The organism is Spiroplasma endosymbiont of Anurida maritima (assembly GCF_042465095.1).
GTDB lineage: Bacteria > Bacillota_I > Bacilli_A > Mycoplasmatales > Mycoplasmataceae.
The window spans coordinates 422764-440183 of the sequence record NZ_CP102059.1 but is presented as its reverse complement, the minus strand read 5'-3'; the positions used below and the strand labels follow the sequence as shown (position 1 = coordinate 440183).

14 protein-coding genes are annotated in these 17420 nt (G+C 27.5%); all 14 read right to left on the bottom strand.

Going from position 1 to position 17420, the window contains the following annotated elements:
- Positions 1–54: 54 nt before the first annotated feature.
- The 14 genes from fusA to NPX79_RS02125 all read right to left on the bottom strand — a co-directional run bounded on the left by fusA (position 55) and on the right by NPX79_RS02125 (position 17404).
- Positions 55–2142 (bottom strand): elongation factor G, encoded by a 2088-nt coding sequence (fusA, locus tag NPX79_RS02190; protein ID WP_381414808.1) that lies wholly within the window; start codon positions 2140–2142, stop codon positions 55–57.
- A gap of 24 nt (positions 2143–2166) precedes the next feature.
- Positions 2167–2634 carry a 30S ribosomal protein S7 gene (gene rpsG / locus NPX79_RS02185; RefSeq protein WP_381414807.1) on the bottom strand — a complete coding sequence of 156 codons (468 nt, stop codon included), beginning with the start codon at positions 2632–2634 and terminating at the stop codon, positions 2167–2169.
- Positions 2635–2685: 51 nt separating this feature from the next.
- Complete coding sequence (rpsL, locus tag NPX79_RS02180) at positions 2686–3108, bottom strand: 30S ribosomal protein S12 (protein WP_381414806.1); 423 nt, start codon at positions 3106–3108, stop codon at positions 2686–2688.
- 279 nt (positions 3109–3387) lie between these two features.
- Entirely contained in the window at positions 3388–3891 is a 504-nt protein-coding gene (locus tag NPX79_RS02175) for a hypothetical protein (RefSeq protein WP_381414805.1), read from the bottom strand.
- Positions 3892–3961: 70 nt separating this feature from the next.
- Positions 3962–5185 carry a 23S rRNA (guanosine(2251)-2'-O)-methyltransferase RlmB gene (gene rlmB / locus NPX79_RS02170; RefSeq protein ID WP_381414804.1) on the bottom strand — a complete coding sequence of 408 codons (1224 nt, stop codon included), beginning with the start codon at positions 5183–5185 and terminating at the stop codon, positions 3962–3964.
- Complete coding sequence (locus NPX79_RS02165; protein ID WP_381414803.1) at positions 5121–5402, bottom strand: hypothetical protein; 282 nt, start codon at positions 5400–5402, stop codon at positions 5121–5123. Before NPX79_RS02165 ends, rlmB begins: the two co-directional genes overlap by 65 nt.
- Positions 5402–6724: a cysteine--tRNA ligase gene (cysS, locus tag NPX79_RS02160; protein ID WP_381414802.1), complete on the bottom strand. Its 1323-nt coding sequence runs from the start codon at positions 6722–6724 to the stop codon at positions 5402–5404. The genes NPX79_RS02165 and cysS overlap by 1 nt, the downstream gene beginning before the upstream one ends.
- A gap of 3 nt (positions 6725–6727) precedes the next feature.
- Complete coding sequence (gene mnmG / locus NPX79_RS02155) at positions 6728–8599, bottom strand: tRNA uridine-5-carboxymethylaminomethyl(34) synthesis enzyme MnmG (protein WP_381414801.1); 1872 nt, start codon at positions 8597–8599, stop codon at positions 6728–6730.
- A 21-nt stretch (positions 8600–8620) separates the two neighbouring features.
- Positions 8621–10168, bottom strand: a complete 1548-nt coding sequence (gene metG / locus NPX79_RS02150; protein ID WP_381414800.1) for a methionine--tRNA ligase — start codon at positions 10166–10168, stop codon at positions 8621–8623.
- A gap of 84 nt (positions 10169–10252) precedes the next feature.
- Positions 10253–10723, bottom strand: coding sequence for a hypothetical protein (locus NPX79_RS02145; protein WP_381414799.1), 471 nt, complete (start codon positions 10721–10723; stop codon positions 10253–10255).
- A gap of 82 nt (positions 10724–10805) precedes the next feature.
- Entirely contained in the window at positions 10806–12134 is a 1329-nt protein-coding gene (locus NPX79_RS02140) for an FtsX-like permease family protein (protein ID WP_381414798.1), read from the bottom strand.
- Positions 12116–13888 carry an FtsX-like permease family protein gene (locus tag NPX79_RS02135; RefSeq protein ID WP_381414797.1) on the bottom strand — a complete coding sequence of 591 codons (1773 nt, stop codon included), beginning with the start codon at positions 13886–13888 and terminating at the stop codon, positions 12116–12118. The genes NPX79_RS02140 and NPX79_RS02135 overlap by 19 nt, the downstream gene beginning before the upstream one ends.
- Positions 13857–14015: a hypothetical protein gene (locus NPX79_RS02130; protein WP_381414796.1), complete on the bottom strand. Its 159-nt coding sequence runs from the start codon at positions 14013–14015 to the stop codon at positions 13857–13859. The genes NPX79_RS02135 and NPX79_RS02130 overlap by 32 nt, the downstream gene beginning before the upstream one ends.
- Positions 14016–14083: 68 nt before the next feature.
- Complete coding sequence (locus NPX79_RS02125) at positions 14084–17404, bottom strand: FtsX-like permease family protein (protein ID WP_381414795.1); 3321 nt, start codon at positions 17402–17404, stop codon at positions 14084–14086.
- Positions 17405–17420: the final 16 nt, after the last annotated feature.

Here is a 17420-nt window from a genome sequence, read left to right as displayed (position 1 = left end):
TTTAATATTTTCAATATTAATATTTTTGTATAAATTATTTTTTATTATTTAATATTATGCAGGTGCTTTACCTGATTTTTTGATAATTTCATCAGTTACTGATTTTGGTGCATCTTGGTAATGTGAGAATGTCATTGAATAAGTTCCACGACCTTGTGTAAAGCTTCGTAAATCTGTAGCATATCCAAACATTTCAGATAATGGTACTTTTGATTTAACAACTTGTGCGTTTCCACGTTGTTCATTTCCTTCAATTTGTCCACGACGAGATGAAAGGTTACCCATTACATCTCCGTAATATTCTTCTGGCACAATTACTTCAACTGACATAATTGGTTCTAAGATTGCACATTTTGAAGCTGCAGTTTTAGCTGCATCTCTCAATGCTAATGAAGCTGCAATTTCGTATGCATTTTGGTTTGAGTCAACATCATGGTATGACCCATCTAACAATGTTGCTTTAATATCGATCATTGGGTACCCAGCAAGTTTTCCATTTTTTAATGAATCTTCTAATCCAGCTTTTACTGAACCGATATATTCTTTTGGAATTCTCCCTTGAGTAATTTTATCAACAAACTCAAATCCTTCATTTGGATTTGGTTCGAATTTCATAACAACGTGTCCATATTGTCCACGTCCCCCAGATTGTTTAATGTATTTACCTTCAATTTTTTCAACTGTTCCACGGAATGTTTCACGGTATGAAACTTGAGGTGCTCCTACACTAGTATCAACTTTAAATTCACGACGCATACGGTCAACAATAATTTCTAAGTGTAGTTCACCCATACCAGCAATAATTGTTTGTCCTGTTTCATCATCTGTAAATGTTCTGAAAGTTGGATCTTCTTCTGCTAATTTTTGTAAAGCAATACTCATTTTTTCTTGATCTGCTTTTGTTTTTGGTTCTAGAGCTAAGTTAATAACTGGCTCTGGGAATACCATTGATTCTAAAACAATTTCGTTTTTAGTATCACAAATTGTATCACCAGTTGTAGTTAATTTTAACCCAACAGCTGCTGCAATATCTCCAGCATATACTTCATCTACTTCTTCACGAGTGTTGGCATGCATTTTTAGAATACGTCCAATTCTCTCAGTTTTACCCTTAGTAGCGTTCATAACAGTTGTTCCTTTTTTAAGAACTCCTGAATATACACGGAAGAATGTTAATTTCCCAACAAATGGGTCAGTCATAATTTTAAATGATAGAGCTGAAAATGGCTCTGAATCATCAGGGTGGCGTTCAGCTTCCTCACCAGTTGTTAATACTCCTTTAATAGCAGGAATATCTAATGGTGATGGTAAGTATTCAACAACAGCGTCTAACATTAATTTAACACCTTTGTTTTTGAAAGCTGAACCACAAATTACAGGGAAGAAATCTCCTGAAATTGTTGCTTTTCTAATTACACTTTTAATTTCTTCAATTGATAATTCGTTTCCATCAAGATACTTCATCATTAATTCTTCATCAAAGTTAACAACAGCTTCAACTAAGTTTCCACGTTGTTCTTCAACTAAATCAACCATATCAGCTGGAATATCAATTTCTTTTGCTACTTCATCAGCTTTTCCATCAAAGTGGTATGCTTTTCTTTCAATTAAATCAATAATTCCTGAAAATTGGTCTTCTGCTCCAATTGGTAATTGGATTGGATAAGCGTTAGCTTGTAAACGATCATGAATAGTTTTTACAGAGTATAAAAAGTCTGCTCCAATTTTATCCATTTTATTTACAAACACGATTCTTGGTACGTTATATGTTGTTGCTTGTCTTCAAACTGTTTCAGTTTGAGGTTCTACACCTGATTGAGCATCAAGAACTGCAACAGCTCCATCAAGAACTCTAAGTGAACGTTCAACTTCTACTGTAAAGTCAACGTGACCTGGAGTATCGATGATGTTAACACAAATATCTTTTCAGAATGCTGTTGTAGCAGCTGAAGTAATTGTAATTCCACGTTCTTGCTCTTGTGCCATTCAATCCATTTGAGAATCTCCATCATGAGTTTCTCCAATTTTATGAATTTTACCAGTGTGGAACAAAACACGTTCTGTAGTTGTAGTTTTACCAGCATCGATGTGAGCCATGATACCAATATTTCTAATTTTTTCTAAAGAAAATTTTCTAGCCATATTTTCTCTTTGTCCCCTTCTGTATTATCAACGATAATGAGCAAACGCTTTATTAGCTTCTGCCATTTTGTGTGTGTCTTCTTTTTTCTTGTAAGCCCCACCAGTTAACTTAGAAGCATCGATAATTTCGTTTGCCAATCTGTCAACCATATTTTTTTCATTACGTAAGCGAGAGTAATTAATTAATCATCTTAATGATAATGTTACTTTACGAGTTTCACTTACCTCTATTGGTACTTGATAGTTAGCTCCACCAATACGGCGAACTTTTAATTCTAATAATGGTGTTATGTTTTCTAATGCTTGATTAAAAACTTCTAACGGTTCTTTTTTAGTCTTTTCTTTAATAATGTCGAATGCTCCATAAAGGATTGTTTGTGCTAATCCTTTTTTTCCATCAACCATAATTTGATTAACAACTTTAGTTACTAATTTTGAATTATAGACTGGATCTGGTAAAACATCACGTTTTTCTGCACGTCTTTTACGCATATTTAAGACTCCTTTCTTTTTTAAATGTTAATTTATTTAATATTTTTAATATTAGTTAGCTTTTGCTTTAGGTTTTTTAGTTCCATATAATGAACGACTTTGAGCACGCTTGTTAACTCCAGCTGTATCTAATGTTCCACGAATAACGTGATATCTTACCCCTGGTAAGTCTTTTACACGTCCTCCACGGATTAAAACAACACTATGTTCTTGTAAGTTGTGTCCTTCTCCTGGAATATACGCTGTAACTTCCATTCCGTTAGTTAAACGTACACGAGCGTATTTACGTAAAGCTGAGTTGGGTTTCTTAGGTGTCATTGTAGCAACACGAGTACAAACCCCTCTTTTTTGAGGTGCAGTTGTAAGTGTTGCAGCTTTTTGCAATGAGTTTCAACCACGGTTTAAAGCAGGCGCTTTAGTTTTTCACTCTTTATTTTTACGAGGTTTACGCACTAATTGATTAATTGTTGGCATATTCTCTCCTTTCACATATCCGGGTGTATCATATACACACATCTTTAATATTATATACTTTATAAACGTAATGTAAAGTATATAGAAAAATAACTACTAAATTTTTATTTGTCTAAATCAAAAATTTATATTCGATCTACGTAGATTAAATAATAAAAAAAGGCTTTTTGCAAAGCCTTTTTTATTTATCAAGTATTTTAGTTATTAAATATTTTAAGTTATTTTTATATTTTAATATGGTTAAATTTAAGTTATTTAATTTTGAGATAATATGAATTTTTATTCATAATTTTTAACTTTTTTAAGGAACCTTTGAATAGCGTTATCAATTTGTTTATAGTTTAAATCAGTAAGCAGCATAATTTGTTTAATACTATGCTCTTTTATTCATAATTTAAAAACTATTCTTTCAATATCTGTAAAATTATGTCACTGTTTATGAACAGCTTGTTTCAATAAATCTTGTTTATAGAATAAATTAAAATCTATTTCATAATTTTTTTCGCATTTTTCATACTCAAAATCTTCAAATCTAGCATACCCATTAAGGATATAGTTCCCTACTTTGAAAAATTTTCTTATATATCCATGTAAATCTCAAACAAATCTTTGTCACATAAAGTTTTCAAAGTTTTTTCTTGAGTTATATTTATAAAATATAATGGAATAAAATAAGGACCAGTAAAAAACAGATGTTAAATCATTTAATTCTATTGGTAAAATCCGATATTTTTTAAAAATAAATATTTTAATATAATTTGCTTTTAATAAATACTTGTTCATGAAAACCTTAATAACATTGTTAAATGAAGGTTTAGATAAGTTTTTAGCAAGGTAAATTAATTCATATTGATTATTCAACTATTTTTTTTGCATTTTGACGAATTTGATAAATCATAAGTGCACTAGCAACAGAAACATTTAAAGAAGAGATATTTCCAGTTGTTGGAATACTTACGTTAAAATCTGAATTATTCGTCACTTTTTCACTAACACCTTTACTTTCGTTTCCAACTATCAAGCAAGTTGGTTTATCAAAAGTTAATGTTGAGATATCTTGAGCATCTTTGTTTAAGTTTGATGCATATATTCAAAAGCCATTATCCTTAAGGGCGTCAATTGCTTGTGTTAAGTTTGTAACTTCACAAACAGGCACGTGCAAGAATCCCCCCGCCGATGTTTTTGCAACAGTTGCATTTAAATCGACTTGACGGTCTTTTAAAACAATAATTCCGTCTACATTAAAATTATCACAACTTCTGATGATAGCTCCAAAATTATGTGGATCATGCATCTGGTCAATTATTAATAATAATGGTTGTGGTTTTTCTAATGATTTTTTAATTACAGTATCTAGGTCTGAGAAAATTTCATGTGAAATTTTAACAGCGATTCCTTGATGTGATTCAGTTCTTAAAAATCTATCTAAATCAAATTTAGTTCAATAAGAAATTTCCCCAGTATATTCATGATCTTTAAATATTTCTTCTGAAATTTTACTTTCTTTTTGTAAAAATAATTCTTTTACTATTTCTGGTCTAACAGTTAATATTTCATTTACTGTGTTAACACCATATAATATTAAGTTATCTGTTGATGTTCTATTTGATTTATCATTTTTATCTCTTCTAAATCCACCACCACGGTTTGAATCTCTTCTGTCGTTTCCTCTTCCGAATCCACCACCACGGTTTGAATCTCTTCTGTCGCCACCAAAGCCACCACGGTTTGAATCTCTTCTGTCGCCACCAAAGCCACCACGGTTTGAATCTCTTCTGTCGCCACCGAAGCCACCACGGTTTGAATCTCTTCTGTCGTTTCCTCTTCCGAATCCACCACCACGGTTTGAATCTCTTCTGTCGCCACCAAAGCCACCACGGTTTGAATCTCTTCTGTCGCCGTCTTTTCTATCGAATGAACGGTTGTTGTCTCTTCCAAAGCCACCACGGTTTGAGTCTCTTCTGTCGCCACCAAAGCCACCACGGTTTGAATCTCTTCTGTCGCCGTCTTTTCTATCGAATGAACGGTTGTTGTCTCTTCCAAAGCCACCACCGGTTTGAATCTCTTCTGTCGCCACCAAAGCCACCACGGTTTGAGTCTCTTCTGTCGTTTCCTCTTCCGAAGCCACCACCACGGTTTGAATCTCTTCTGTCGCCGTCTTTTCTATCAGAACGTCTGTCGTTTCCTCTATCAGATGATCTTTTATTGTCTCTTTCCTTGTAAGGTCTTGATTCAAATGTATCTTTACTATGATTTCTATCTTTGTTGTTATTGTAATCTCTATCGTTACTCATTACAGTATTCCTTTTTCTTCCAGCTGCTTTCTAACTTGATCAGCTTTTGCATAATTTTTTTCTTCTAAACATTTTTTTCAAAAATGTATATCTTGTAATATTTTTTTATCAATAGTCGGTAAACTAAAATTAAAATTTAAAATATCAAAAATAATTACAAATAAATCATCAACTAAATCTGTTGATAGATTATTGTTCGCGATTCCTTGATTAATTTCTTTTAAAATAGTTGTTAAAACAGTTATTGTGTTAGCAGAATTTAAATTGTTGTCTAAATACTCAATAACTTGCTTTACATGTTGTCCATATGACTTTTGTTTGTTAAAAACAATTTCATTCTCAGCATAATAAAGATTTACCTTTTTAAGTAAATTATTTATTTTTGCAATATATTTATTAGCATAGTTAATTGTTTCTAATGTTATGTTTAATGGTTGAGAATATGATGTATTATAAAAAATAAATTTAAGTGTGTTTACACCATATTTTTCTACAAAGTCTTTTAAAGAAATAATATTCCCTAGCGACTTGCTCATTTTAATTTCATCCATTAATAAATGACCGTTGTGAGCCCAAATATTAGCTATTTCTAAATTATTTTTAGCTAAAAATTGAATTCTTTCGTTCTCATGGTGAGGAAATTTTAAATCCATTCCTCCTAAGTGAATATCTATCGTCTTACTTTTAAAATATAAATCAATTAAAACAGCACACTCTGTGTGTCATGAAGGCCTACCTAATCCTCAAGGAGAATTAAATGTAATACCTTTATCGGTTTTCTTTCATAAAGAAAAATCCAAAGAGTTTTGTTTATTAAAATCAACTTCAACTCTTTGACCACTAATTAGCTCATCTATCTTCTTGTTAGCTAATTTACCATATTGTTGTTGTCATTTATTTAATGCAAAATATACATTACCATTAGAAATATAAGCATAGTTTTTATCAACTAGCTTTTTTATAAAAAGCATAATGTCTTCTATATGTTCACTTATTCTAATGATAGCATTTGGAGTGCGTAAATTCAATTGTTTTGTGTCATGAAAGTAAGCTTTTATGTATTTATCAGCAATTTCTTTTTCTGAAGTGTTTTCTTTTATTGCTCGGTTAATTATTTTGTCATCAATATCTGTAAAATTTTGTAAAAAATTTACTTTTGCTCCTTTAAACTCTAAATAGCGAACTAAAAAATCTGCAAACAATATTGCTCTTGCGTTCCCAATGTGGATATAGTCATAAACTGTTGGCCCACATGCATATATATTAATTTCTTTTTTTGAAATTAATTCTTTTGATTTTGTTAAAGAATTGATTATTTTCATTATTTAACTACTCATTTCCATTTTTTTAATATGAAATAATAACATTTGAATATCACTAGGATTTATTCCTGAAATTCTTGAAGCTTGGCCAATGGTAATTGGTTTAATTTTAATAAATTTTTCTTTTGCTTCGATCGCAATATTATCAACTTCACCATAGTTAATGTTAAGGGGAATAATTTTTTCTTCCATTTTTTTGGCTTTTTCTATTTTTTTAATTTCTTGATTTATATAACCTTCAAATCTAATGTTTATTAATAAAAATTGCTTTCAAAACATTTTCATGCTTTCATAATCTGAAAAATGTTTATATAAAAACTCTACATCAATATCTGGTCTTTTAAATAAATCATAAGCTGATATTCTATTATGAGAGAAAGTAAACCCTTGTTTTTGCAGTAATGTAATTATTTCTGCATCCATTGTAAAGAAGGTTTTTTTTAAATCTTCACCAACTTTAAGAGCTTGTTTATAATCTGCATCAAATTCATTTCATTCTTGTTCTGAAATTAATCCATATTTTTTACTGTAATGTTTTAAACGAACTTCTGCATTGTCATTTCTTAAATGTAAACGAAATTCAGCTCTTGATGTTAATAGACGATATGGTTCAACAGTACCTTTTGTAACAAGGTCATCAATTAAAACACCAATGTAAGCTTCATCTCGCCTTAAAATAAACTCTGGTTTATTATTATTTGCCAAAGCTGCATTTATACCAGCCATATATCCCTGACAAGCAGCTTCTTCATAACCACTAGTTCCATTTATTTGACCTGCAGTATATAAATTTTTAATTGTTTTTAATTCTAATGTATGTTTAAGTTGTGTTGGCACAATAGCATCATATTCAATTGCATAAGCTCATTTTAAAACTTTAACATTTTCCATTCCCGGTAAACTTTTTAACATTTTTTCTTGAACATCAATTGGCATTGATGTTGAAAAACCTTGAACATAAATTGTGTCCATATGTTTTGATTCTGGTTCTAAAAATATTTGATGACGTGGTTTGTCAGCAAACTTAACAATTTTATCTTCAAAACTTGGACAATATCTAGGACCTGCCCCCATTTTCATTTCCTGATACATTGGAGATTTTTTTAAATTCTGTTGAACAATTTTATGTGTTTCTGGTGTCGAATGAAGCAATCAACAAACATCTTGTTCTTCTACTGGTGTAAAATCCTTTGTAGAATAAGAAAATGCAAAATTACCTTTTGAACCTGGCTCTACTATATATGAAGAATAATCAATTGAACTATTTAATAATCTAGCTGGAGTTCCGGTTTTTAACCTAAATAAATCAATCCCATATTTTGATAATTGATCAGATATTCCTTTTGTAGTTTTTTCTCCGTCAGGACCTTCAGATAATTTGTCTTTCCCTCTTAACACCAATGATTGCATATATGTACCGGTTGTCAAAATTGTTTTTTTTNNAGCATAAATTTTCTCGCCAGTATTCAAAATAACACCTTTACAGATTTTATTTTCAATTATAAGGTCTTCAACAATAGCTTCTTTAATATCTAAATTGTTTTGCTGCTTTATAACTTCTTGCATATACTTTGAATATTCAATTTTGTCAGACTGAGCACGTAATGCTCACACCGCTGGACCTTTTGAACTGTTCAAAAGTTTCATTTGTAAAGCTGTTTTATCAGCCGCTTTTGCCATTTCACCACCTAAAGCATCAAGTTCTCTTACAACTATTCCTTTTGCAGGTCCTCCAATTGATGGGTTGCAAGGCATTAAAGCTATTTTATTTTTGTCTAAAGTTATTAATAAAGTTTTTTGAGACATACGAGATGCCACTAATGTTGCTTCCACTCCAGAGTGACCAGCACCAATTACAATTACATCATATTCCATATGACCTCCATTGGTTTTATTTTAATTCTTCTGCAATATTTTTTCTTTCAAAAATATTTTTAGGTTTGTTAACACTTTTGTTTTCAATAATTTTNNTATGTTTTCTAATTCTTTAATATTTATTTTTAAAATATCAATAGACAAGGCTTCACTTATTTGAACAATACTTTTAGTTAAAATTGGCGATAGTAAAAAGGCAATAACCACAAGCGCATGGTTTAAATTAGCTAATAAACTATTTAATTCTTCAATGTTATTAGCTTTAAATAACTCTCAAGGTTTGGCATCCTCAATTGTTTTATTCGCAAATGTAGAAAGTTTAATAACCTCTTTTAAAGCCTCATTAATATTATAGCTATCCATGTGTTGTTGATATTTTGTAATAGTTTCATTGATAATTGTTTTAAATTCTTGTTTACTTTTAAAGCCACTATTTAATTTACCATCAAAATACTTAACAATCATATTTGTTGTTCTTGAAAATAAATTTCCAATGTTGTTTGCAAGATTAATGTTGTAAGACTCTAAAAATAATTCATACGAAAATTTTCCATCACTGTTTAACGGAACTTCATATGCTAAATAAAACCTTAAAGCATCACTACCATATTTTTGAATTAAATTTAAAGGATTCACAACGTTACCTAATGACTTACTCATTTTGCTATCTTTAAATAAAATTCAACCATGTGATAATAATTTATTTGGCATCCTTAAATTTAAGGCCTTTAAATAAGAAGGTCAATAAATTGCATGAAACCTTGTTATTTCTTTTCCTAATAATTGCACAATTTCCACATCATCATCATTTCAAAATTTTTGAAATAAGGCATCATCATTTGAAAGATAACCTAAAGAACTAATGTAGTTTGATAAAGCATCAATTCAAACGTAAACAACATGTTTAGGATCTTCATTTATTTTTATACCTCAATCAAATGATGTTCTTGTAACAGATAAATCTTCTAAGCCGGGATTTATAAAATTATTTAACATTTCATTTTGACGACTTACTGGCAACAAAAAGTCTTGATGGTTTGATAAGTATTTTTTTAAAAAATCTGTATATTTAGAAACTTTGAAAAAATATGTTTCTTCTTGTAAAGTTTTTGGTTTATTTAAACATACCAAACAAATTCCCTCTTTATCAATTTGTGAAGATGTTAAAAATTCTTCACAGCTAACACAATATTGGCCTTGGTATTGACCTTTATATATATCACCTTGTGATAATAATTTACTAAACACTTTTTTCACCATTGCTTTATGTTTTTCATCTGTTGTTCTAATAAAAATATCATATTTTATATCTAATTCTTTTCACAGTGACTTAAAATTATTTACAATTTCATTCGTAAAATCAATTGGTGCCATATTTTTTTCTTTAGCTTTTTTTTGAATTTTTTCTCCATGCTCATCACTTCCGGTCACAAAAAGAGTTTCGTAACCTAAAAACTTTTTATAACGATTAAAAATGTCAGCTAAAGTTGTTGTGTATGCATGCCCAATATGCAAGTTATCACTAGGATAATAAATTGGCGTTGTCACCAAAAATTTTTTATTACTCATTTAATACCTCAGTTATTTATTTCAATTAATTTTATTATATAATATAATTTAAAAACTTAGAAAAATAAAAAAAACCTTTCGGTTTTATGCAAAATAAACAGCGTTCTTGCGAATATCTGCTAAGTAATTTTGTGTTAGTATCCCCAACAAGTAAACTTCATAAAAGAAGTCTATGTCAGCAATTTGGTCGCCATACCTTTCGCGCGCTATTGCAATCGCTTGTTCATGAAGTTCAGCTTTTAAATCTTGAATAACTGTATTAATTTTTCTAAATCTGTGGTTATCTAAACGAATCTCATATAACAAACTGTCTATTTTTAAGTTAATAGTTTTATAAAGATCCCCTATTATTAGATTTAATTCCTTTAAAAACTCATTAACATCAATAATTCTATTATTATGTTTTAAATTAATTAATTGATTATACAAAATTAAAATTGGATCTGTCGTTAAAATTATTTTTTCTTGATGAATTATTAAAGCAAGTTGTTTTTGAATTCTCAAATAATGTTCTTTAATTAATTCATCTTTAATTAATCACTTTGTATCTCCCATAGTTGTTTCTCCTTACGTACTATTTCTACATTTATAGTATATCATAAGAAGATAACAATAGAAAAAATTAACATTTAAATATTTAATCTTGGAAAATTTTATTATAACTTTGTTGTTTTACAAAACTGAAATTTGCAATATAAGCTATTAACAATACAACAAAAATAATAGCTAAAACTATAAAAATATTTATTGGGGTGACTGGATTTATTAAAAATAGTGAAAAAAGATTTAAAGCTACTTTTTTTATAAAAAGTCATAAAAATATATTTAATATTAACGATAAAATAAATGCCGCAAAAATAGAAATAATATAATTAAAGGAAATTGCTAAAACAATTTCGCTGTTTTTATACCCATTTATTTTCATGATCGATAGCATATGTTTTTTATCATCTATAATAATCACAACAACAATCAGTAAAACAAAGATAATTAGTAAGATTACTATTACTTCTAAAATCAATAAAACACTAATTAAATAAGAATTAATGTCCTCTATTCTTTTTTGGTTAGCTCTGAGATATTGATTATTTTCTATTTTATTTAAAAATTCATAATCATTTATATCAAATGTTACATCTTGTCTATATCATCCAAACATATTGCCAATTGTATAATTTTCAATATCTGGAGATGTATCGTAGCGATTTAAATTATAAAAGTTTAACGACAAACTTTTATAATTTTTATTTGTTGTTTTTGGAAGTTTTGTTATTAAATCATTATTTTTACTTAGTGTTTCATTGTAAAAATTGCCTTTTAATGGGTCTTTTTTATAATCTATAAAGAAACTATTTATATTTTGTTGTGAAATATAGATGTTTTCATGTCCCAATTCATTTTTAATTATTCCTTTAACGATAAATTCTTTTTCAAAAGCAAAATTTATTTTATCTTGCAATTTAAATGTAGAACCAATATTTAATTTTTTAGTTTCATGCATTTTTTCTGTAATTATTGCTTCAACTTTATTTTCATTTACACTTTCCATTACATTAGAAACAACATTATTACTAACACCTTTAAAGTTATAAAATTTTTCAAAAACTTGCATATTTAAGGGCAACCCAATGACTTTGTGATTAATTAAAGACTCTGCAGAAAATGCTGCTTTATATCCAGAAGTTAATATCTCATTATTTGGGTTGTAAGATAGTTTATTAAAATCAACTAAATAATCAATATGATTATCATTAAATAAAATTTCACTATTATAATAAAAAACCGCTTGCTTAATTCATTCCGGAATTTTATAATCTGTTTTAACTTCTAATAATATGTTTGATAAAAGAATTATATCTTCTAAACTAAAAGATTTATAAATAATTTGACTTTCAATATTTTTATCGGCAATTTTTTTATTTATAAATGATTTAACATCATTGTCTGTTATTTCACCTTTTTTCATTTTAAATACTCTGCATTTATTTCCATTACAATATTTTTAAATTCCTGAATTTCATTTTCTTGGTCTTTTAAATAATCAGCATTTTTTTCTAAAAAAACTGTATTTTGTAAATTTTTTAACACTAATTTGTTTTCATTTTTTTCATTTAAAATTTCATCTGATTTTTCTCCGTGGTGTTGCAATCAATTAACATCACTTTTGTAATCAGAATTAATGGTTTTACTCATAGAATCAATTACATTTGTTGCTGATAGAGTAAACAATAAAATGAATGAAGCAAAGAAAAACACAGCAAAAACGCCAAAAAATTTTCCTTTATTTAAGGTAAAGTTTTTAAAATTAAGTTTAAACAGAAAATGTTTTAATTTTTTTTTCTTATAATTTTTGTATAAATTGTTCTTTTTTGGTTTGAAATTTTCTTGAGTGCTCATAATTAATGAATGATGTGACTTTTTAAAATAAAAAATATTATACAAAAATCCAGCTGTAAAAACTAGGGTTGGGACAACAACAAATATTATTAAAATCATCCTTAAATCAAAATATAAGGGGATAATAGGTAATTCTAAAAACTTAAAATATAAATTGTTTGCAAAAATTTGAAATGGCAAACCTAAACCCATACCCAAAAGGGTTCCTATTGTGACAATTATGAAATACTTTATAGAAAAAGCTAAAGCAAGAAGTATTTCATTGTAACCAAATGCTTTGAACACAGCAATTTGTTTTTTAGTATTATTTAGCTCTTTTTTGATAATAAAGTGCATAAAAAATATTATAAGAAAGATTAATATAAAAAATAAGGCAGCATATATTACAGTTAAAAGATTAAAGGTATTCAAAGTGTTAACAAAAAATGATTTTGAATAAGGAATTATTGACCAATATTCTTCTTCTTTAGCAAATTCATAACTATCAACGTTTGTTAAATTTGTAATAAAAATTTCATCCATGTTTTTAGTATTTTGTAATAATGAATCATTATTAAAATGTTGTAAATAAAGTTCATTATACTTATCATGAGAAAAAGACATGTATAAATTGTTAGCAAAAAAATAATCTGCTACATTTGCAAGATTCAAAGAAAAATTAGTTTGTAAAGATAACTTGGGAGCTATATTGTTCAAGGGGTTACCAATACCAGAAATTTTAAAGTATTCATTAATATGATCAATAAAAATCATATCCCCTATATTTAAATTATTACTTGTGGCATATTTATAATTTATGACAACTTCATTATTTGTGGTTGGTAAAGAACCATGTTGCAAAAGAATTTTGTTTGAATAATTTTGATCATTTTCGTAAGTCATAAAGTAATTTGTGTTTTTATTCTTATTTCAATAATTAAGAGCTGTACTAAAAGATAGTTTAAACTTATTGGTATTGTTATATGTTTTTAAATAATTTTCTCAATATTCAAAATTTTCATTTTTCAATATATTGAAAAAAACTTCTGATATCTTATAATCATTTCTAACGTCTTCTGTGTAATCTTCTGGCTGGTCTAACCTTAGTTTTTCTAGCAAAGATAAAACTTCCACCACTTGGTCGTCTAAGTATCTTTCACTATTTATATTTACATCATCACTCTTTAACAAGAAATCATCAACAATATAATTATTATTAATATAGTAATTCATAAATGGTTCTGGTTCTAAAAAAGTTTCTTTAAAAACTGCATCAACTTCATTGTTGAAATAATAATCTCATTCTCCTGATTTATTTTGTATTTCATTTTTTTTTAGTTTCATATTGTATTGCACTACCTAAAACACCAAAAAATGTTATCGAAGATAACATTATAAATAATATAACGAATGTAAATTCAAATAAGTTTTTAAATGAATTTTTAATTTGATTTTTTAAAACTTTTTTCATTATATGTTACTACCTTTTTAATAAACATATTATATAACTAATTCATGTTAATTAAAAATAACAAAATATTATTCCATAATTTCAGAAATGTGTTTTCTGTTAATAATAGATATAGCAGCTATTCATGATAAAATCACAGTTATCATTATTGTTATAAATGAAATTACTGGAACCGTTCAGTTGGTTGGGATGTTAATAATTATTCCTAAGTTTGTGAATAAAATGTTTACCATTATCCCTCAAATAGCATAGCTTGCTAAAAGCGCTAGCACAAAGACAATTACAATCCCGATGATATAATTACCAATTACTAAGAAATTAATGTCACGTTTACGATAACCAAGAGCTCTTAAAGCTAGAATTGTTTTAGAGTTTTCATCTACAATTCCAGAAACAATTACAACAAAGACAATTACAATTAATGTTGCAACTAATGCCTGTGTTATTGAGATAATTCCATTTAATAATTCCATTTCGTTTTCAATAAGACCTTTTAATGAAGCTACATAATATATATCATATATATTTGGAGCAACATTTTCATATAATTGAGCCGAAGTTTCTTTGTTTTCAAGTTTTAAAATATCTGAAAATGTATAGTCTGTTATTGATTTCTTTTTAGACACATTATCTATGTGTCCATAATTATATAAATCAATTAAAATATTTTCTTTTTCTTCTAATTCTTCTTTTGAAATTATGTTATTAAACTTAATATCCTCAACTTTAATTTCTTTACCTTGGTAATCATTATATATCTTTGGAATATACTCATAGTTAATATACATTTTTTGAAATAATGTAGCTTTTTTTGATATTCCAACAGTTTTAAATAAATAGTCCTTATTATTACGATCTCTATTTTGAAGAGAAAAAGTATCTCCTATTCCTAAACCTTTATACATAGACATTTTTCGAGAAATAACTGCAGGTATTCCCTCTGATTCATCTCAATCACTCGGTATATCAGCAAACATTTTTTCTAACTGTTTAGTGCTTGCTCCTAAATTAAAAAATGTACCAGCTTGTTCTTTTTTAATAAAATTTACATAGGTTCTCGTTGATTTAGAATTTTGTTCTTCTAAAATATCTTCAAATGAATCTGAAATGAATAATTCATTGACATCTTTTTTATAATATTCTTTATTAAATGAAACTATTTTAGTTTCATTATTGCCTTGAAGATTTGCAAAATACATTTTTACAATTTTGTCCGCTCAACCAGGCGCTCATGATAATGATAAAAATTCATCATCTTTATTTTCTCAAACCGTATCCAACACTAATATTAGTACAGCCATGTTTTCTAATGTAAATGATTTGTTAGCAAAAAAGTTTGCCATTATTTCTGAATCAGATAAAATTTCTACCTGTTGATTTTTTGCTTGTTCTACTGTTATTAAACCAAACGTATATTTGGATGATACAACTTTTAATGGTTGTAATATTTCTTTTTCAAATTGTTTATTATATTTTAAAATATCTGGATAATCTAATAAACTACCAGTGTATTCAATGTATTGTGTGGAATTTTCATTTTTTAAATTAACCCTCTTATTCGTGTCGCGATTATTTACTTTAGCAGTTTCGTACGTTTCATTAGAAAAATCACTATAATACTTAACATTTGAATTATATTCTGCTACAGCTCCTTCAGATTCTCCTTTATATACTTCTTGAATACCAAAGCTAAAAATTAATAAAGAAGTAGATATAAATAAAATAGCCATAACAGACAGTCATTTTCAAAAGGCTTTTAAAGTAAAAGCCACTTGCATTCTTATATAGAATGGTGTTTTTTGAAATGTTCAACTAATAAAGCGTGACATATAATTTATTTTAAATGCATGTTTAGGGGCCAACATTTCTGTTGTTTTCTTTCTTAAAAGTGTAATTGTTAAAATATAAGATAGTAAAGCAAATAAAAGAGGCAGAACTACAAATAATATTGTTAAAAATATAGGTCCTGTATATAACATGCTTATTGGCAATTGAACAGAATTAATATACAAGACATTTGTATACATTTGAATTGGAAAAGATAACAAATATCCAAGTAAACTTCCCACAATTGTTGTTAATAATAATTTAATTGTAAATATTCAAGAAAGTTGTTTGTTTGAATATCCAAAAGCCTTAAAAATTCCTAGTTCATTTCTAGAGTTGTTAATTTCTTTTTTAGTAACAAAATTTAAAAATATAAATCCCACCAATACTAAAACAATAGTGATTCCCATAAAAATTGTTATTAACATTGAAATTGTTCTTGTAACATTTGGAGCCAATGAATATTCATATGGTATAAGCATGTCATAATCATTTATAAATAATTTGTTAGCATTTGCCTTAAAATCTTCTTGACTGTTTATTTGTAATATATGATCTGATATTACATCTGTTCTATAAATACTTTTGCTGTCTTTTGAAATTACATAATTCATAAAATTATTTAAGGCTTTTTTAGACATATATACACCGCTGTATCTTGTAAAGTCTTCACTAAAAAATACATTTAAATTTGTGTCTTCTCTTTTTCACTCACGGGTTTCTTTATAAATTAAGTTATCTAATGTTAAACCAACTCCTGTTACTTTATATTTTGCTGGCACATCTTCTGTGGACTCAAACTCATATTCAATATAATCACCAATTTTAATATTTTTAGATGATTGATGAGCTGGCGTTATTAATACTTCATTATTTTCAACGGGTAAGGCACCTTCATACAATTTTATTTTATTATAATCAGTATTTCTTCCTAAAAAGTCTGTATTTTCAAAATGAGAAACATAAGTCATACTATTTTTATTTGATAATTTAATACTTTGGTTGGCTATTATAGTATTTTTTTCAGATAAAAAAACAGTTTCATAAATTTCAGTCATAACATCGTAATTTACATTTTTAACATAATCCATCCCATAATCAGTTAGCCCATATTCTTCAATATTTTCTGGCAAAAATATGTAACTTCTATCTTCAATTATATTTTCTAAATGGTTTTCCAAATAAATGTTAGTAAGAATAGCTTTTTCTTCATCATTTTCAGATTCAATTTCCTCATTCATTTTATCCATAAAAGCTTTTGTTAAAATTGGTTCATCTACAAATTGTGTTCCATCAGCTGTTATATTCTCAAATAGATAATCCGTTAAAATTCCATCTTTAAAACTTGTTAAAAAATTTTTCTCACTATTTTCAGGACGTAAATAATTATTTCATTGTTTTGAAGTGGCTTTTAAAACTTCTTTTTGATAGGTAAATTGAATTGGACCACTTAAAGACCCAGCAAAAGTTGTAACAATAATTATAATAAAAAATATTGAACCAATTGCCTCAATAAAGTTTTTTATATAAAGTTTTAAATAACTTTTAATTATGTTTTTCATTTTTACCTGTAACTTT